Genomic DNA, 20,454 nt, shown 5'->3' with positions numbered 1-20,454 from the left:
ATCATTTCTTATATCTATATTACAACTCACACATTTCATCATATTCTAACTTCAATAGAATTAAGGAATCAATACTAGAGAATACTTTTATCCACATATCTCAAAACAAATCATCTGTCTCTTCTCTATTTTTAGAAATATTGAAAATAAAAAGTATATATTTTAGTTTTATATTGATTGACTAATAACTTTATATCTTTTTTTAAACCCTTTACCTAAACTTAACTTGTTGTTAAAAGAGACTTTATATTTATATTATATAATTAAGTTACAATATATATGGAGGCGATAGTGATGAAACATTTAAACTTATGTATCGACATTGATGGAACTATTACTGAAGCTTATGACTGGATTCCTATGGTAAACACCTATTTCAACACTAAAATTACACCTGAAGATGTGACAGTATATGAAATACACCAAGTTTTAGGAATAGATAGATCATCTTATGATTTGTTTTATGCTTTATATGGTGAGACATTACACCTTGAGGCTAAAGCCAGAAAGGGTGTAAAACAGGTTCTTGATAATTTATATAAAAATCATCAAATTCATTTTGTAACTGCAAGAGAAGAACAAATGAAAGCTGTAACCCTTATGTGGCTTTCCTACTACAATATACCTATGGATTCTTTGACCTTATTGGGTTCTCACAATAAAGTTAAAACTGCCAAAGACTTAAATTGTGATATTTTTATAGAAGACAGATATGAAAATGCTATACAATTGTCAGATTCAGGATTCCAAGTACTTCTTATAGATTGTAACTATAATAAAGGACCGATACCAGAAAGAGTTACACGTGTAAATAACTGGTTTGAAATAGAAAATATAATAAAAAATCATACAGAAAAATTGTTTAATGATTTTAGAATTGCGTAATAGTTTTAAATTATATTAAGTATAATTAAATATAGTATTTTAGAGGAGGGTTTTTATGTTAAATGGTTCGAAGGTAAGAGAACTAAGAAACAGCAAAGGATATACTACATTAGATATATCAAATTTCACTCATATCTCTAAATCTTATATTGAAGAACTAGAGCGAGGAACCAAGAAGAATCCTGCTTTCAATAAGGTGGTTTTGCTGGCAGAAGTTTTAGGTGTTAAGATAGATGATTTAATTTTAAGGATATAAAGCTACTTACATCAATTTTCATTAAAGATACTAGCAAAATTACCCCTTAATAAAATATCAAGGGGTAATGTTTTTTATATTTATAATCCTATCTTATGCTGCAAATTGACTATTATATAATTCTGCATAGAATCCATTTTTCTTTAGAAGCTCTTCATGGGTTCCTTGCTCTATTATATCTCCATCTTTCATTACTAGAATTAAATCTGCATCTCTTATGGTTGAAAGTCTATGGGCATGGGCAGACTTAAAAGCCTCTATTACTTTTGCATCTGTTGCATCTAATCTACCATATTTTATATTTTGTGAAAAATCGTTTATTACTATTTTATCTTCATTATAGCCAAATTTAATGTTTTCAAAGATAACTCTTCCCTCTACTTCATCTAATTTAACAGGTGTAGTCGATTCCTTTACTTCTTCTTCTTCATCTAAAAATACAAATATCCTTTCAGCAGCAGCTACTGTAACATTGGATATTTGAACAACTTGAGCTATAGGTTGAGTAAAGTTTCTTATATATTGAATAAAGGAAAGAATATCTCCTACTTCTATGGTTTTTCTAACTGCCTAAAGTAGTGGCAGAGGTTATTATTTGACTCATACTTTGCTTCAAGGTCTGACTTACAGTATCTACATCATTTGTAACCCTAGATAATACGTCTTCATGACTTATATTATCAAAATATTTAAGTGAAAATTTATTTGCTTTTTTAGATATTTCTTTTCTTAAATTATAGCTTACCCTTTGTGCTACTTCAGTCATTACTACGATTAGTTGAAATGTATATGACTTTAAATAACCTAATAATTTTGAAATAGTGTTTAAATATGCCTTTGGCCTAATAACTTATTTATATTAATAATTCATAGATTTAAAATATTATCTATTATTTCAAAATCTTAATTTGACAATTTCCCTAGTACATGCTATACTTTTAAAAATACAATTTCATAGCTTTAGTTGTAATATAGAGGATGCAGTTGCAATTAGTATTATAGGTTAGATTTAGGGAATCCTATTCCTATAAAAAAGGTGTAACTGCCGAAATATATAATTTCCCCTAGAATTATATGTTGGGGATGTATTTAATAGATACATCACTGCCATTAGTTGATTACCCAGTCTCTAGTAGAGTGCTATATTACACAGGGTAAAAGTTATATGCTTTTTTAGTTTGTTATCTTTGCAACTAAAACAGTTATGAGTTCTTTTACTCATGACTGTTTTTTTAATTTAAATAGAGGAAGTGATTTAATTGCCCATTATAGTACAGAAATATGGTGGAACATCAGTAGAGACAATTGATAAAATCAATTTTATAGCTGATCTTATTATAGAACGCAAAAAATCTGGTTTTGATATTGTTACTGTTGTTTCTGCCATGGGAAAAACTACTAACAACCTTATTGAAATGACAAAGAAAATTTCTAAAAACCCTAGTGCACGAGAATTAGATATGCTCTTATCTACAGGAGAACAAATTACATCAGCCCTTTTAGCTATATCACTAAAAGAAAAAGGACAAGATGCCATAGCATTAACTGGATTCCAAGCTGGCATAACAACTGATGACAAACATACTAAGTCCACTATTTTAGATATTGATATTAAAAATATAAAAAAACAACTAAGTGAAGGGAAAGTAATCATAGTAGCTGGATTTCAAGGTATAAGCCATAATGGAGACATAACAACCTTAGGTAGAGGTGGTTCAGATACTACTGCTGTTGCATTGGCAGCTAAGTTAGATTGTCCCTGTGAAATATATACTGATGTACAAGGTATTTACGGCGTTGACCCTCGAATATATCCAAATGCAAAAAAGTTAGATTATATTAGTTATGATGAAATGATTGAGATGTCCAGTTTAGGTGCTAATGTCATAGCAACTAGAGCTATTGAAATAGGATGTAAATATCATGTGCCTATTTATATTGCATTAAGCACTGATCAGCACAAAGGAACCTATATAAAGGAGTATGATGAGTCTATGGAATCCAAAGTAATTACAGGTCTTACTGTTAGTGATAGTGATTTGATGGTAACAATTAATAATATACCTTATTGTATTAGAAGAATATATAGCTTATTTAATAAATTATCTGAAAGAGATATAAATATTGATATGATTAGCCAAACTGCACCAATAGGTGGATATGTCAATATTTCTTTTACTGCTCCCAAAGACAGTAAGAAATCAATAAACAATATAATTAATGAATTAAAAATAACAATGAAAGAAATAAAAGCTGATATAGAAGAGAATATAACCAAAATTTCAGTAATAGGATTAGGCATGAGAACTCGATCTGGAGTTGCAGCAAAGATATTTGAAATCTTTGTTACTAATAATATTGAATTTAAACAAGTTACTACTTCAGAAATTAGAATATCATATACAATAAATACTAAGGATAAAGATAAAGCAATAATTAATATTGCTAGGGAGTTTAAATTATAAGTGCCAAGGTTTTACCCTTGGTCACTTATAATTTTATATCAATTGGATTGAATTTATCTTATGCTGCAAATTGACTATTATATAATTCTGCATAAAATCCATTTTTCTTTAGAAGCTCTTCATGGCTTCCTTGCTCTATTATATCTCCATCTTTCATTACTAGAATTAAATCTGCATCTCTTATGGTTGAAAGTCTATGGGCAATTATAAAGGATGTTCTTCCCTTCATAAGGTTTTCCATTGCTTTTTGAATTAATACCTCCGTCCTTGTATCTACAGAAGATGTTGCCTCATCTAAGATAAGTATTTTAGGATCGGAGAGTATTGCCCTTGCTATGGTTAAAAGTTGTTTTTGTCCTTGAGATATATTATTTGCTTCTTCATTTATGACCATATTATATCCATCTGGTAATGTTTGAATAAATCTATGAGCATGGGCAGATTTAGAAGCTTCTATTACTTCTGCATCTGTTGCATCTAATCTGCCATATTTTATATTTTCCATTATTGTTCCACTAAATAGCCATGTATCTTGAAGAACCATTCCAAAGTTATTTCTTAAATTTTCCCTTGTAAAATCATTTATATCGTTACCATCTATTAAAATTCTACCTTCATTTAGATCATAGAATCTCATTAGTAATTTTACTATGGTAGTTTTTCCTGCACCAGTAGGCCCTACTATGGCAACTTTTTGCCCTGGTTTTATGTTTTGTGAAAAATTATTTATTATTATTTTATCTTCACTATATCCAAATTTAACATTTTCAAAGGTAACTCTTCCTTCTACTTCCTCTAATTTAACAGGCGTAGTTGATTCCTTTACTTCCTCTTCTTCATCTAAAAATACAAATACCCTTTCAGCAGCAGCCACTGTAGATTGTAATACATTAGATATTTGTGCTACTTGAGCTATAGGCTGAGTAAAGTTTCTTATATATTGAATAAAAGAAAGTATATCTCCTACTTCTATGGTTTTTCTAACTGCAAACCATCCACCTAAAATTGATACTGCTACATAACCTAGATTACCAATGAAGTTCATAATAGGCATCATCATTCCAGAAAGGAATTGTGACTTCCATGCAGAACTATAAAGTTCTCCATTAATCTTTGTAAATTCTTCAACTGCCTCTTCTTCTGCATTAAAAGCCTTCATTATATTATGACCACCATAGATTTCTTCTATATGTCCGTTTACCTTTCCTAAGCTTTCCTGTTGTGCCTTGAAATATTTCTGTGACCTTTTAACTATTGCCATAACTAACCCCATGGATAAAGGTAATATTAAAATGGCTAGAATAGTCATCTGCCAAGATATAGATAACATCATAATAAGAACTCCTACTAGAGTAGTGGCGGAAGTTATTATTTGACTCATACTCTGGTTCAATGTCTGACTCACAGTATCTACATCATTTGTAACTCTAGATAAAACATCTCCATGACTTATATTATCAAAATATTTAAGTGGAAGTTTATTTATTTTTTCAGATATTTCTTTTCTTAAATTATAGCTTACCTTTTGTGCCACTCCAGTTACTATAAACCCTTGTATATAGGAAAATAAGGCAGATATTACATATAGTCCTATTAAAAGCAATACTATATTTAATATATATTGGAAATCTATTCCTTCACCTGCCCCAGATACTTTAGCTACTAATCCTTCAAATATCTTAGTTGTAGCCTTACCAAGAATTTTGGGTCCTACTATGGAAAATACTGTACTACCTATGGCAAATATCATTACTACAATTAATTTAAATGTATATGGTTTTAGATAAGCTAATAACTTTGAAAATGTCCCCTTAAAATCCTCAGGTTTCTCAAACCTAGCCCCCACAGGCCCACCACCCATATGTCCGCCTCTGGGAGTATTTCTTTTTATATTTTTTTCACTCATATGGCTAATTCCTCCTCTGATAGTTGGGATAGAGCTATTTGTCTATAAACTGGACAATTCTTCAAAAGCTCCTTATGAGTTCCTTCCCCAACTATTTTTCCTTCGTCTAAAACTACAATATTTTCAGCATTCATTATTGTATTTATTCTTTGAGCTACTATGAGTACAGTTTTATCTTTAACCTCTTCACTCATGGCTTTTCGTAGTGCTGCATCTGTTTTAAAGTCAAGAGCTGAAAAGCTATCATCAAAGATAAATATCTTAGCTTCCTTAGTCAGTGCTCTAGCTATGGAAAGTCTCTGTCTTTGACCACCAGATACATTGGTTCCCCCTTGAGATATTTCAGTTAAAATCCCTTCTTCCTTTGCATCTATAAACTCCTTAGCTTGAGATATTTCTATGGCTCTGAAAACATCTTTCTCTGTAGCATTTCTATTTTTTCCATATTTTAAATTGCTTTCTATTGTTCCTGAAAAAAGGATTCCTTTTTGGGGGATATATCCTATTTGTTCTCTTAAATCATGAATATCCATATCTCTTATATCTATTCCATCAATTAGAATTTGTCCTTTAGTAACATCATAAAATCTTGGTATTAAATTAATAAGAGTTGATTTCCCACTTCCTGTACTACCTATGAAAGCTGTAGTTTCTCCAGGTTTTGCCACAAAAGATATATCTTCCAATACATATTCCTCTGCTCCTGGATATTTGAAATTAACATTTTTAAACTCTAAAGTTCCCTTTGCATTATTTGTAAGTTTTTTAGGATTTTTAGGTTCTTGAATTATAAAGTCCTTATTTAATACTTCGGCAATTCTTCCAGCTGATACAGAAGCTCTTGGAAGTATGATTGAAACCATAGATATCATAAGGAAGGACATTATAATCTGCATAGTATATTGAATAAATGCCATCATGTCTCCTACCTGGATTACTCCATTATCTATCTCATGGGCACCTACCCATATTATAAGAAGCATAATCCCATTCATAATAAGCATCATGGTTGGCATCATCATAGTCATTACCCTTGATACAAATAAATTTGTTTTTGTTAAATCATTATTTGCCTTATCGAATTTCTTTTCTTCAACTTTTTGAGTATTAAAGGCTCTTATTACCATTAATCCATTAAGAGCTTCTCTCATTACAAGGTTGACTTTATCTACAAGATCCTGTAATTTTTTAAACTTAGGCATAACTACTGAAAACAAGACTATAACCAATGTTAAGATAGCCATAACCCCTACTCCTACTATCCATGCCATAGAAGTATTAGTTCTAAGAGCTCTTATAACTCCGCCAACTCCCATAATAGGTGCAAAAAATATAATTCTTAACATAATCATAGTAAATTGTTGGACTTGCTGAATATCGTTTGTACTTCTAGTTATTAATGATGCTGTTGAAAAATCATCAAATTCATTATTGGAAAACTGAGTTACTTTTTTAAATACCTTTTTCCTTAAATTTCTACCAATTCCTGATGAAATTCTAGATGATAGAAATCCAACTGATATTGATGCAACCATGCTTATAAGTGAAATAAGTAACATTATTCCACCTATGTATAAAATATAATTAGATTGAGTCTTTTTTATATTTATACCTATATTTTCATACTCAGCCTTAACATAGTTTATGGCAGCCTGATTTATCATGGTATCAGGTAAGTTATTGAATTGTTCTTCAACACTAGACTTAATTTCTTGAAGTTGTTCCTGTGGTAAACTTTTCAGCACCACGAAAGGATCTGTACCCTCTGGTAAATTAGCAAAAGGATTTGTGCCTTTATTTTCTGCTCCAATTCCTTCAGGAGTTCCATTTTCTATTGCCCATATAATAAGCATAGGCTTTCCTAAGAAGGAACTCATATCTTCAATATCTTCCTTATCTTTAGTATTTAGCATATATAATGCTTCATTTTCTAAGATAGGATATTTCTTTAAGTAGTCTTTATATTCTTTATCTGCTACCTTATTTTCTTCTATTAGTATATAGCTGTTATTTATTAATTCTCTTTCTTCATCATTTAAAAATATATTTATCTTTTCCAATTCAGAAGCTCTTATTACTTCTGGTACTACATTTTCTATTCCATTTTGCTGTATTCCTATATTGACTATATTAGACATATAATCAGGTAAGGCAAGTTCTGTACTAGCCTGAAGGAAAAGCAATGCTATTACAATAAATATTAATAGAGTAAATGGTTTAAATTCTTTATATAGTTTTAGCATATTATCCTCCTCATCTTCTATTCTTTGCGATTTGCTTTATCTAAATTATCCCTCATTTCCATTAATAATCTTCTTAAAATGATTTTTTCTTCTGGTGTAAAATTTCCAAAACATTCTTCTCCAATTATATTAGTTGCCTTTAGTGCATCTTTACATATTTTTTTCCCTTCTTCAGTTATATATACTCTAGAAATTCTATGATCTTTATTATCTTGTTTTCGTATTACTAGACCTGATTTCTCCATTCTCTTTATCATTACTGTCAAAGTTGCAGGGGCTAGCATTAGTTTGTCACTTATTTCTCTCTGACTCTGACCATCTTTTTTATTTAAGATAAATAATAAAGGTGGCTGTCCTGGGTATATTCCTATTTCATCAAGTAACATATGGGTACGAATATGATGAAGTCTTAGAATTTCAAGAAATATATAATATAAAGAATCCTTATTTATTACATCCATGTTGTCCTCCTTTTTAGTTAGTCGGCTAATTATAATAATTATAATAGCACTATGTACTATAATAGTCAATAAGTAATCATTTATATAATATAAATTTATTTTATAATTAGCCATCTAAGTTATTAGTATGATTATAGCTAAAATAAATAGGTTAATCAGAATTAACTTAATTCTGATTAACCTATTTAGACTTCAATATTAGCAAATTGACTTTGATATAAATTATAGTAATGTCCTTTTAGCTCTAGTAATTCCTCATGGTTTCCTTTTTCTACTATTTCACCATGATCTATTACCATAATTATATCTGCATCTCTTATTGTGGAAAGTCTATGGGCAATTATAAATGTAGTTCTATTTTCCATTAATTTCACCATTGCCTCTTGGATCTTTAACTCTGTCCTTGTATCTACTGATGATGTGGCTTCATCTAGTATCAGTATGGAGGGGTTGGATAAAATCGCTCTTGATATGGCAAGTAATTGTCTTTGTCCTTGACTTAAATTAGTTCCCCCTTCATTTATAAATGTATCGTATCCCTTGGGAAGATAATCTATAAAATCATTTGCCCTTGCTAAAACAGCTGCTCTCTCTATCTCATCATTTGTTGCATCTAGTTTTCCATACTTTATATTTTCTTTGATGGTACCTGAGAAAAGATAAGTGTCCTGTAAAACCATACCAAATATTTTTCTTAGACTATCTTTTTTATAGTCTTTAATATTTATTCCATCTATTAATATTTCACCTTTATTTATATCATAAAATCCAGTCAAAAGATTGACTATAGTAGTCTTTCCTGCCCCAGTAGGCCCTACTAAGGCAATATTTGTTCCTGGTCTTACTTTAAATGATATATCCTTTAGAACTGGTTCATCTTCTATATATTCAAATCTTACGTCTCTAAATTCTACTTCCCCTTTGATCCTATCCTTTTCTATAGAAGTATGAGAATCTTTTCTTTCTTCTTCCTCATCTAATATTTCAAATACTCTTTCTGCTCCAGCTATACCTGATTGTAAAGTATTAAATGTATTAGCTAATTCATTTAAAGGTCTAGTAAATTGTTTAGAATAGGAAATAAAGCTTGCTATTATTCCTACGGTTATTACTTCTTTTACAGCTAAATAGCCACCAAATATGGCTATCACTCCAAAGCCAAAATTATTTATTACATTCATAATAGGCATTATAAATCCCGACCAAATTTGAGCCTTGACTCCTACATTTCTTAATATATCATTTTGAATTTTAAATTCTTCTATTACCTTATCTTCATTATTAAAGGATTTCACCACATGAATTCCAGCTATGGTCTCCTCAATATGTCCATTTAATCTTCCTAAAGTTTGTTGCTGCTGTTTAAAAAACACCTTTGTTCTATTTGCTATAAATTTAGTCAAAAAATATACCATAGGTATAGTTACTAAACTAGCCATTGTCATAATAGGACTTAAATAAATCATCATTACTAAAGACCCAAGTATGTTTACGATAGATGACATAAGCTGAACTGTAGTCTGAGATATGGTAATGCTTACATTGTCTATATCATTGGTTAGTCTACTCATAATCTCTCCATGGGTATGCATATCGAAAAACATAATGGGAAGAGATTGAAGTTTTTCAAATAATTTTTCCCTCAGTCTATATACTATGCTTTGAGCTATCCCGGCAACAATATACTCCTGTAAAAATGTAAATAAACTATCTAATATATATACAGATAATAATATTAGTAAAATAAGCCTTAAATTTTGAAACTTTACTAGATTCATTCCAGGAAAAATAGTATCTATAGATTTTCCAATTAGAAAAGGAACTAATATACCTAATAGCCCCGATACTAATATTAGCAAAAATGTTATAAGGAGGGGTCTTTTTTCTTTTTTAAATAAATTCCATAATCTTTTTAGTGTATACTTTATATCCTTCGGTTTCTCCACAGTTAATCTTGCATTCATAGGTCCTGCTATACCTGTTACTCTTTTTCTTCCTTGTTTAGGATCCAAGGTCTTCGCCCCCCTTTCCTATTTGTGAATTATATATATCTCTATATACTTCTGATTTAGACATAAGGTATTTATGAGAACCTATGCCTACTATTTCTCCTCTATCCATGACTATTATCTTATCTGCATCCATAACTGATGTTATTCTCTGTGCAATTAGTATGGTTGTAGTATCTCTTAAATACTCTTTTAACTTTTTTCTTATTCTTCTTTCTGTAATCAAGTCTACTGCCGATGTACTATCATCTAAAATTAAAACTTTAGGTCTTCTAATAAGTGCCCTTGCTATGGAAATCCTCTGTTTCTGACCTCCTGACAAATTCACTCCCCCTTGACCTAAATAAGTATTATATCCTTCATTAAAAGACTTAATAAAGTCATGAGCCTCCGCTATTTTACAAACTTGTTCAACATCCTCAAAGGAAGCATTTTTATTTCCCCATTTAATATTTTCTTCTATGGTACCTGTAAACAATAAAACTTTTTGAGGAACTATTCCTATTTCTTTTCTTAGCTCTTTTATATCCATATCCTTTATATCTGTGTCATCTACTTTTATTTTTCCCTTAATCGGATCATAAAATCTAGGAAGCAAATTGATTAAAGATGATTTACCTGAACCTGTAGACCCTATAATAGCCAAAGTTTCTCCAGGGCTTATGGAAAAATTAATATCTTTCAATATATAGTTTTTACCAGTGAAATATTTGAAATATACATTTTCAAACTCTATCTTTCCCTTTGTTTCTCTTGGCATTTTAGTATTTTCCTTTTCAACTATGGTATTTTCAACCTGAAATACTTCTCCTATTCTCTCAGCAGAAGCTTTGGCTCTAATAAATATATTCAATATTCTAGTCATCATAATCAATGAGAAAAGAACTTGAGTCATATAGTTGACAAATGCCATTATTTTACCGACTTCCATATTCCCCTTATTAACTCCTATTCCACCTAACCATAATACTAGTACAATGGATATATTAATTATTAAAGAGATTATTGGGTTAAATACAGCAGAAATCCTCATACCCTTGAGGGTAATATTTCTTAAATCATCATTTACATTTTTAAACCTATTTTTTTCATAATCAAATCTATTGAAGGCTTTTACCACTCTAATTCCCGCCAAATATTCTCTCATAACTCCATTTACCCTATCTAATGATTTCTGAATTTTTGTAAATATGGGATAAGAAATCTTTAAATTTAATGAAACTATGATGAAAATAATGGGTATTGCACTAAGTAATATAATAGCCATCTTCGCGTTCAATATAAATGCCATAATTACTGAACCTATTCCTATAACTGGTGCCTTTACAAATATTCTCATCATTCCATGGGAAAAATTTTGCATTTGATTTACATCATTAGTTAATCTAGTTATCAAAGAAGCATCTTCAAATTCATCTACATTATCAAAGGAAAAATCTTGGATTTTAATATATAAATCCTCACGTAAATCTGCTCCAAAACTTTGACTCACCTTAGATGATAAAATATTTCTAATAACTGCACATATTGCTCCTAAAAAGGTCATAAAAAACATTAATCCACCCAAAGTAAATATATAATCCATATCACCTTTTTTTACACCGTTATCAATTACCTTCGACATAATAGTTGGTTGAATTAAGTCTCCCGTAGTTTCAAGAATTATAAAAATAAGGGCAATGGAAAATTGTTTTTTATATCTTTTGATATATTTTTTTAAATAGCCTATATTCATATTAAATCTCCTTATTAAGTGATTGTTTATTATATTATATTATTTAGATACCCGAAATACAATTAAATTAGTCTAATAACTTTAAAATTTTCTATGAAAGCAATTGTCGCATCTACAAAATCTAGTGCTAATTTCCTAGTGCTTAATCAGAATCCATTAGATAATTTGGATACTTTATTTGACATTGATTCAGTTTATAATCTTGGTAACAAAGTAAGTCTATAATAGAGATTTCTCATCATCTTTATGGTATTTAAAGATAATTTTACTATCGAAATATGTACTTTATTGTTGAAATATTATATAATGGACAAGTATAGAAGCTTAAAACAAATACAAAGGATGATGAGTATGAGAAAAAGATTAATTGGAGTCTTGGCCATTGGTGTAATAGGAGTAGTTTGTGTAAATATCTTCTCACCCTCTAAACATAAGACTATAGATTCATTCTCTAAGGAACCTAGTGCTGCTTTTGCAGAAAAAGATACTAATGATTTAATAGTTGAAAGTATAGATACAGAGGATTTAGTAATAAATAATGAAATAAATCTTTTAGAAGATACTACCTATGAAGATGAAAATGGCAATCTTATAGTAAAAAATACAGATGATATTTTAGTATTGGCTAACAAAGAGAGAAACCTTCCCTCTGATTATAAACCAGAAGATTTAGTAATTCCAAATGTAAGATTTCCTTTTGAAGAAGACTTAGAAAAGAAATATCTGAGAAAAGATGCAGCTTACGCCTTGGAGGAATTATTTAGAGAAGCAGACAATGACGGTATATATCTTTTTGCAATATCAGGATACCGCTCTTATAAAACTCAAAAAATGTTATTTGATAACAAGGTAAATAAAGTAGGTGTGGACGCAGCAAATCTTTTAGTGGCTTATCCTGGACAAAGCGAACATCAAACTGGGCTTGCCATAGATGTTTCTGCTCAAAGTGTTGGATTTACTTTAGAAGAAAGTTTTGGACAAGCTAAAGAAGGACAATGGTTACAAGAAAATGCACATAATTTTGGATTTATAATTCGCTATCAAAAAGAAACTACAGATATAACTGGATACAGCTATGAACCTTGGCATATTCGTTATGTAGGTAAAGAAGCGGCAAAAGAAATATTTGAAAAAAATATTACATTAGAAGAATACCTAGGAGCTATATAGCTCCTAGGTATTTTTTATGACAACATTATTTTTTCTAATTCTAATGGTTCTATATATTTTCCATCTTTGTAAGCTCTCATATTTCCACCTGAGATTTCATCAATTAAAGCTATATGATTATCTGCTCCTACTCTACCAAATTCAAATTTAATATCATATAACTCCATTCCCTTTTTAGCTAATTCCTCTTTAACTACTTCACCTATTTTTTTAGTTAAATCTGTTAAAACCTTATATTCTTCTTTACTCATTATACCTAACATTTCCAATCCCTCATCTGTTATAAGAGGATCATTTCTGTCGTCGTCTTTTAGAGTAACTTCAACATATGCATCTAAATTTTGTCCTTCTGTAGCATACATTCCATATCTTCTTAGGAAGCTACCTACGGCCCTATATCTACAGATTACTTCTACTCCTTTCCCAAACATCTTAGCTGGTAAAACTGTCATAGTAGCATTTTCTATATCTGACTCCACATAGTGAGTTGGTATATTCATTCCATTTAACTTCTCAAAGAAGAACTTTGTAAGTCTAAGCCCTGCCTTTCCCATACCTTCAATAGTCAATCCAACAGTATTAGCACCAGGATCAAATACTCCATCTGTTCCTGTTACATCATCCTTAAATTTTAATAAATAGTTGCCATTTTCTAATTCATATACATCTTTTGTCTTTCCTTTATAAACTAAATTCATTTTATTAGCTCCTTCATAAAAGATTTTCTACTAATACTATATATTTTTTTTAAAAAACTATCAAGACATAGTTTAAAATTAATTCGTGAAAAGATTTTGAACCATTTCCTCCATATTTATTTCAGCTATTATTTCGTCTATTAAATCAATTAATTCTTCTTCAGTATTTAAATTTTTATGGAAGTCATAAGATTTGATTCTTTCTGAATCCAACTCCCCAGGAGTATATAATATAAAATCTACATAAAAGGTATCTACTCCTATTTTGACTTCAGTATAAAATCCTGAATATATTCCTGAAATCTCATCTCTTCTTATTATATAATCTTTTCTATCTCCATCTAACCTTATTTCTTCCTCATAAGAAGTATCTCTAGATGCATTTTTTCCAACTTCCACTTCAAGTACCTTTTCACCATAAGTATATTCCATAAGTATCTCATGAACATTATTAATATCTATATTTCTCTTAGTCACTTTACTAATTTCTCCATCAAATGGTATACCGACTGTAATATAAGATATACCATGTGTCCATCTATCTACAATGATATTGTTGAATTTATATTTTGACAAATTATCTGCAATTTTCATATCAGGATAATACTCTTTTACTTCTTCAATCTTATTAAACTTCTTATTTCCACTTCCTCTAAATGTATATCCTTCTATTTTAAATTCAAACTCTTCATCATATTGTATGTTCATTTCTTTTTTAATTTCTTCTGACTTTTTATAAGCTTCTTCACATATCTCATTGCTAGGAAAAGCATGGTCTATGGTATCTTCTGAAGGAGCAAATGTTTTTCCATTATTCCCCAATACAAAGTTATATATGGAATTACTTATTCTTTGTAGATACTGAAAATCTACATCTTCTATATTATCTCTCTGTGTATGAATAAACTTTAAATCTCCTTGTCCAATAGATACTGCTGGAATGTCTTGGTTTAGAAAGGACTGATGATCACTCATTCCATAATATTTATCTTCATATTCAATATTATTTCTTTCCAATCTTATTTTTAATTCTTCTATTAACTCTCGACCCAAATAGTTATCTGGGTCAAAGGCAATTTTCCCTGAAGATTTACTTCCAACACAATCAATATTGATATTATATATATCTTCATAAACATTCTTTATATCATCTACAAAATTCCCGCTACCTAATAATCCTCCTTCTTCTCCATTAAAGGCAACTATTATTATATCCATTTTAAAAGGATTTATATCTGAATATTCCTTAAGTTTATTTGCCACATCTAGGAGAACTGTAGTACCTGAACCATTATCTATGGCACCATAGAAAATCGCATCTCCTCTCCATCCTACATGGTCAAAATGTGATGAAAGAACCAATGCCTTTTTATTATCTTTTCCAGGAATCTTTCCTGCCACATTATATACTTCCATTTCCTTAATCTTATGCTCTGATTTTATATTTACTATCTTTCCATTGTTTGATACTATTTTCTCATAAACTTGAGGATTTACATGTATAATTGGTACATTTGATTGGCTAATAATTGCAGATAAATGGAATCCTTCTCTTTTAATCAACAATCCACCAGCTTTTGACAAATATGTTCCTAATTCATCCGTACTATCTAGTAATAACATTTTTTTAGAAATATCCTTATCCTCTACACTGGAAGTTATCTCTAGTGAAATATCCTCATTATAAATAAAATTATTGTACATATAGTCTACGCCTAACTTTAACTCCTCTTTTGTTCCATCTTTATATTCTATTATTAAGCTATGTTTCTGCTCATCTGGGTGGCATACTCTTTGAGTATAGCCTTGAAGGTAGGTACTATCTTTATAAGGTACAAGGTCCATCTCTTTAAATCTGTTTTCTATATAAGATGTGGCCCTTTCATTTCCCTCTGTTCCTGGTAATCTTCCTTTAAATTCCTCCGAAACTAAAGTCTCCATGGTTTCTTCTAAGCTATATTTTTGTATTTCCCCTGTTAAATTAGTATGAACCTCTTCTTTCATTACATCCTTAGTACATCCACTTAACAATAATATACATAGAAGTAATATAACGTTTTTTCTCATCTCACTTCCCCCTTTGTTAGTCTATTCCTCGTTATAAGTATAACATAAGAGGTTATAATTTTCCAAATAATGCAAAAAAGAGATGGAAATCCATCTCTTTTAAAAATGCTAATTATTTATTTAATTCTATGCCTTTACAGATTTCTTACCCTTTATCTTTACAAGGAAGAATACAATTGCTAAAACAGCTATAGCTGCTCCTACAGGATATGCAATTGTTGTAGATAATTTAAATCCTTCTGGTGCTTGTAAAAGATAAGTTGCAGATACTGCAGTCATAAATGTTGCTGGTATAGTTGTCAGCCAATGGCTCTTATTGTTTTTAACTAAGTAAGCTGATGCAGTCCATAAAACAATCATTGCCAATGTTTGATTTGACCAAGCAAAATATCTCCAAATAATATTAAAGTCAATTCTAGTTAATCCAAATGCAATTACAAATAGTGGTAGAGCTAAGGTTAATCTTTTCTTTATAGGTCCTTGCTCATAGTTCATAGCATCTGCTATTGTAAGTCTTGCAGACCTAAAAGCTGTATCACCTGAGGTAATAGGACAAGCTATAACTCCTAGCATTGCCAATACTCCACCTATTGGTCCTAATAAAGAAGTTGAAATAGTATTTACTACTCCACCAGGTCCACCATTTGCTAATGCTTCTGATAATCCTGGGATACCGTTAAAGAATACCATTCCAGCAGCTGCCCAAATCATTGCTATTATTCCTTCTGCTATCATAGAACCGTAGAATATCTTTCTACCATAGCTTTCTTTCGTCATACATCTAGCCATCATTGGTGATTGAGTAGCATGGAATCCACTAATTGCACCACAAGCTATTGTAGTAAATAAAATTGCCCATATTGGTAGTCCGCTTGGATGTAAGCTTTGTACTGTAAATGCTGGTAGTTTATATCCTTTTATAAGAATCATTGTACCGATTCCGCCTGCCATTGTAAGTAAAGCCACACCAAATAATGGATAAATTTTACCAATTATTTTGTCAACTGGTAATATTGTAGCTAAGAAATAATATACAAATACTATTGCCAACCATACATCCGCATTACCTAGCCCAAATAATTTTATACTTCCCATCAATGTAGCTGGTCCAGTCATAAATACTGTACCTACTAGTACAAGTAATACAACGGAGAATACTCTCATTATCTTTCTTGCACCTTCTCCTAAGTAAATACCTGTAATTTCTGATATACTTTGTCCGTCATGTCTTAAAGATAACATTCCTGAATAGTAGTCATGTACTGCTCCTGCAAATACTGATCCTAGTGCAATCCATACAAATGCCATTGGCCCAAATAAGGCTCCTTGAATCGCCCCATAGATTGGTCCTAATCCTGCTATATTAAGTAGTTGGATTAAGAAAATTTTCCCCCAGCTCATAGGTACAAAATCTATACCATCTTCTAGCCTTGTAGCTGGAGTTTCTATGCTATCATCAGCACCAAAATGTTTATCTACCATACTTCCATAGATAAAATAGCCTACTATAAGCACTATAATTCCAAGAATAAATTGAAACATCTAAAAAACCCCCTTATAATATTGTTTCATTATAATAATATAATAAGAAGATAATATATATGCTACTTTTCTGATAAAAGACATTATTCTATATCTAAGATGCAATATACTAGGTTAAAATGCATTTACTCAATATTCATAGCTTCTCTAAACTCTTTCACATAACTTCTGCTTACTGGTATTATCTCCTTGCTGTCCTTTAGATGTATATTATAAGTATAGTTAAACCAAGGATCTATAGATTCTATATAGTTTAAATTCACTATATAGGATTTATGTGACCTAAAAAATATAGTATTATCTAATTTATCCATTAGCTCATTTAGAGTATAATTTGTATCAAAGTTTCCTTTATTACTAAAAATTACAGTACTCTTGTTTTCTATAGTTATATATATAATATCTTCTATATCTACTGGAATAAGTCGACTATTTTGATATAGAGATATTCTTTGTGAAGTAGTCTTTTGATCCGGCTTCATGGAATAGATTAAATCTTTTAATTTATCATAATCTATACTTTTATCCTTTTCATCCTCTAAAATCATCTTTTCTAATCTCTGTTTTAATCTATCTTCAGATATTGGCTTTAGCAAATAATCCATGGCATTTACTTCAAAAGCCTCTACTGCAAATTGGTCATAGGCAGTTACAAATATTATTTTAGGAATATATTCCTTATTAATCAACCTTCTAGCTACTTCCATACCATTCATCTCAGGCATTTGAATATCTAAAAATACAATATCTGGCTGTAACTTTTCTATTAATTCTAATGCCTCTTTTCCATGGGATGCCTGACCTATGACTTCTATGCCTTCTATATCTTTTAATATATATATCAATTCTTCACGTGCTGGTCTCTCATCATCTACTACTAAACATCTCTTCATTTAAATCCCTCCTAATACTTAGGAATTACAATAGTTGCTATTGTGCCTTTATTAAGTTCAGATTCAATTTTTAGTCCGTATTTTAAACCATATTTATTTTTTAATCTTTCATTTACATTCCTAAGCCCAATGCTTTCTCTATGGAAATCTTCATCAAATAAATGTCCTAACTCCTCCTTAGATATCCCTATACCATTGTCTTTTACAATTAGTTTTATCTCACTTCCATGGTCTTTTGCTATTATTTCAACTTTTCCACCTTCAATCTTTCCTAAGACACCATGTTTAATTGCATTTTCTACTAAGGGCTGAAGAAGTAATGGAGGAAGTTTACAATCTATATCCTCTGGAATATTATAGATTATATCCAACTTATCTCCGAATCTAGCTTTTTCAATTTCGACGTAGGAGTTTATATGCTCGATTTCCTTATATAAATCCACCACATCTACTTCCTGTTGCAAATTGGTTCTAAAGTAATTTCCAAGATGTATAAGAAGTCTACGAGCATTATCTGGTTGAGTCCTAGTTAAGGAAACTATAGTATTTATAGCATTAAACAAAAAGTGTGGATTTATTTGAGATTGTAATGCTTTTAATTCTGATCTAGCTAGCAATTCTCTTTGATAATCAATTTTACTTAATTCTATTTGGGAAGAGAAAATTTGTGCCAAACCTAAAGCCAATTCTGTCTCCACTTTTGTTATGGAATTTTCCTCACCTTTATATAGCTTTAATATACCTATAACTCTGTCTTCTTCTCGTATAGGCACAATTACAGCAGATTTCAATGGACATTGATGGTTTTCACATCCTATTTCATTTTTTATATTTGCCACTATATATTTATTGGTTTGCAAGACCTCTCTTGTCAAATTAGTTTTTATGGGACTCCCTGATAAGTGATGATCTTCACCTATACCTACATGTGCCAATATCTTCTCTGTATCAGTAAAGGCTACAGCCTTTATATTGGTCATTTCATAGATTATCTCTGCTGTATTCTTAGCTGTTTCTTCATTAAATCCCTTTCTAAAGTATGCTAAAGTTTTATCTGCTATTTTAAGAGCCAATTGTGCTTGATAGACTGCTTCATTTTCAATTTCTTTAAATATAGTATCTGTTATACCAATAAAAAAAGCTATTCCTATGGCATTTGCTATAATCATGGGAATTCCAATTATTCTAACTAATGACAGAGCATCATAAAAAGGCTTGGCTACTAATAGAATTATTATCATTTGAATTACTTCGGCTATGCTTCCATAGATTAAAGCAAATACTACTCTATGGGGAGACTTCTCAAGTCTTTTCTTCAAAAGTCCCGCCATAACTCCTTCAACTAAGGTAGATATAGCACAGGCAAAAGCAGTAAATCCACCAATATCTATAAGGTATCTATGCCCTCCTGCTATAATTCCAGACAAAGCTCCTACCATAGGTCCTCCAAGTAAACCTCCTACAAATACACCTATTACCCTAGAGTTTACTATGGCACCTTGTATAGGAATTCCCGTATAGGTCCCAATTATCCCAAAACCTCCAAATATAATAGATAGAAGAACCTTGTCTTTAATATTTATATTTTCCTTTGATACTAACTTTCTAAATAGACCTATCCTAGATAAGAAAAGAGCTAAAATCAAAAGAATACCTACTCGATTAGCCAGATTTTTAAGTAAAAAAATTAACAAAACAACACCTCTTCTAATATTTTATATTCATTAGTATATCATACAAAATACAAAAAAGTTGAGCGAGCTCACTCAACTTTTTTGTATTTTACTTAAAACCAAGGAAGTACTTTTATTATCATAGATACCACTATTGTTGTAACTCCCATGGAGGTAACGTTTCCAATTGTAGGATGATAATCCTCTGGAAGTCTATCACAGAAATATTCAGCTAAAGCTGATCCTATAATACCACCCAATGTTCCTGCTATAATTGCTACTGGCATTGTTGCTCCGAACATTAGAACACAAGCTGGTCCAACACTTACTACTGGCATATAAGTTCCATACCATCCTTTTTCCACATATTTATTAAAGTATAAAAATACTCCTACTGCTGATCCTACAAACTGTGATAATATAATTGTTGGAATCGCACCTGAAGCATAGA

Annotated in this window: 16 protein-coding genes and 1 riboswitch; of the genes, 4 read left to right on the top strand and 12 right to left on the bottom strand. The window is 30.5% G+C overall.

From position 1 onward, the window contains the following. Positions 1–294: 294 nt before the first annotated feature. Together RBU61_RS18305 and RBU61_RS18300 are read left to right on the top strand one after the other, a co-directional pair. A complete protein-coding gene (locus RBU61_RS18305; RefSeq protein WP_308877112.1) occupies positions 295–885 on the top strand; it encodes a hypothetical protein in 591 nt (196 codons plus the stop codon). A gap of 55 nt (positions 886–940) precedes the next feature. Beyond that, positions 941–1,141: a helix-turn-helix transcriptional regulator gene (locus tag RBU61_RS18300; RefSeq protein WP_308877111.1), complete on the top strand. Its 201-nt coding sequence runs from the start codon at positions 941–943 to the stop codon at positions 1,139–1,141. 562 nt (positions 1,142–1,703) lie between these two features. Here the strand turns inward: RBU61_RS18300 and RBU61_RS18295 are convergent. Continuing rightward, positions 1,704–1,907 carry an ABC transporter transmembrane domain-containing protein gene (locus RBU61_RS18295; RefSeq protein ID WP_308877110.1) on the bottom strand — a complete coding sequence of 68 codons (204 nt, stop codon included), beginning with the start codon at positions 1,905–1,907 and terminating at the stop codon, positions 1,704–1,706. A gap of 198 nt (positions 1,908–2,105) precedes the next feature. Further along, positions 2,106–2,292: riboswitch (Lysine riboswitch) on the top strand. Positions 2,293–2,400: 108 nt separating this feature from the next. Here RBU61_RS18295 and RBU61_RS18290 point away from each other — a divergent pair. Continuing rightward, a complete protein-coding gene (locus tag RBU61_RS18290) occupies positions 2,401–3,606 on the top strand; it encodes an aspartate kinase (RefSeq protein ID WP_308877109.1) in 1,206 nt (401 codons plus the stop codon). Between the two features lie 58 nt (positions 3,607–3,664). Here the strand turns inward: RBU61_RS18290 and RBU61_RS18285 are convergent, their stop codons facing one another. The 5 genes from RBU61_RS18285 to RBU61_RS18265 form a co-directional block, all read right to left on the bottom strand. After that, positions 3,665–5,512 carry an ABC transporter ATP-binding protein gene (locus RBU61_RS18285; protein ID WP_308877108.1) on the bottom strand — a complete coding sequence of 616 codons (1,848 nt, stop codon included), beginning with the start codon at positions 5,510–5,512 and terminating at the stop codon, positions 3,665–3,667. Further along, positions 5,509–7,755 (bottom strand): ABC transporter ATP-binding protein, encoded by a 2,247-nt coding sequence (locus RBU61_RS18280; RefSeq protein ID WP_308877107.1) that lies wholly within the window; start codon positions 7,753–7,755, stop codon positions 5,509–5,511. Before RBU61_RS18280 ends, RBU61_RS18285 begins: the two co-directional genes overlap by 4 nt. A gap of 17 nt (positions 7,756–7,772) precedes the next feature. Beyond that, the gene (locus tag RBU61_RS18275) at positions 7,773–8,216 is read right to left on the bottom strand and encodes a MarR family transcriptional regulator (protein ID WP_308877106.1); all 444 of its coding nucleotides are present in this window, start codon (positions 8,214–8,216) and stop codon (positions 7,773–7,775) included. Between the two features lie 185 nt (positions 8,217–8,401). After that, positions 8,402–10,228, bottom strand: a complete 1,827-nt coding sequence (locus tag RBU61_RS18270) for an ABC transporter ATP-binding protein (protein ID WP_308877105.1) — start codon at positions 10,226–10,228, stop codon at positions 8,402–8,404. Next, on the bottom strand, positions 10,218–11,960 hold the full coding sequence (locus RBU61_RS18265) for an ABC transporter ATP-binding protein (protein WP_308877104.1): 1,743 nt from the start codon (positions 11,958–11,960) through the stop codon (positions 10,218–10,220). Before RBU61_RS18265 ends, RBU61_RS18270 begins: the two co-directional genes overlap by 11 nt. Before the next feature lie 351 nt (positions 11,961–12,311). Between RBU61_RS18265 and RBU61_RS18260 the strand changes: the two genes are divergently transcribed. Further along, complete coding sequence (locus RBU61_RS18260; protein ID WP_308877103.1) at positions 12,312–13,130, top strand: M15 family metallopeptidase; 819 nt, start codon at positions 12,312–12,314, stop codon at positions 13,128–13,130. Positions 13,131–13,144: 14 nt separating this feature from the next. Here the strand turns inward: RBU61_RS18260 and RBU61_RS18255 are convergent, their stop codons facing one another. From RBU61_RS18255 to RBU61_RS18230, 6 genes are all read right to left on the bottom strand, one after another. After that, entirely contained in the window at positions 13,145–13,828 is a 684-nt protein-coding gene (locus RBU61_RS18255) for a phosphoribosylaminoimidazolesuccinocarboxamide synthase (protein WP_308877102.1), read from the bottom strand. Between the two features lie 78 nt (positions 13,829–13,906). Continuing rightward, positions 13,907–15,895 carry a M28 family peptidase gene (locus RBU61_RS18250; RefSeq protein WP_308877101.1) on the bottom strand — a complete coding sequence of 663 codons (1,989 nt, stop codon included), beginning with the start codon at positions 15,893–15,895 and terminating at the stop codon, positions 13,907–13,909. A gap of 126 nt (positions 15,896–16,021) precedes the next feature. After that, the gene (locus RBU61_RS18245; RefSeq protein WP_308877100.1) at positions 16,022–17,437 is read right to left on the bottom strand and encodes a carbon starvation protein A; all 1,416 of its coding nucleotides are present in this window, start codon (positions 17,435–17,437) and stop codon (positions 16,022–16,024) included. Between the two features lie 125 nt (positions 17,438–17,562). Continuing rightward, positions 17,563–18,330, bottom strand: a complete 768-nt coding sequence (locus RBU61_RS18240; RefSeq protein ID WP_308877099.1) for a LytTR family DNA-binding domain-containing protein — start codon at positions 18,328–18,330, stop codon at positions 17,563–17,565. Between the two features lie 11 nt (positions 18,331–18,341). Further along, positions 18,342–20,024: a sensor histidine kinase gene (locus tag RBU61_RS18235; protein ID WP_308877098.1), complete on the bottom strand. Its 1,683-nt coding sequence runs from the start codon at positions 20,022–20,024 to the stop codon at positions 18,342–18,344. Positions 20,025–20,116: 92 nt separating this feature from the next. Beyond that, on the bottom strand, positions 20,117–20,341 hold the full coding sequence (locus RBU61_RS18230) for a hypothetical protein (protein WP_308877097.1): 225 nt from the start codon (positions 20,339–20,341) through the stop codon (positions 20,117–20,119). Positions 20,342–20,454 lie beyond the last annotated feature (113 nt).

The organism is Tissierella sp. MB52-C2 (assembly GCF_030931715.1).
Classification (GTDB): domain Bacteria; phylum Bacillota; class Clostridia; order Tissierellales; family Tissierellaceae; genus Tissierella.
This window is presented reverse-complemented; position numbering and strand designations above follow the sequence as displayed.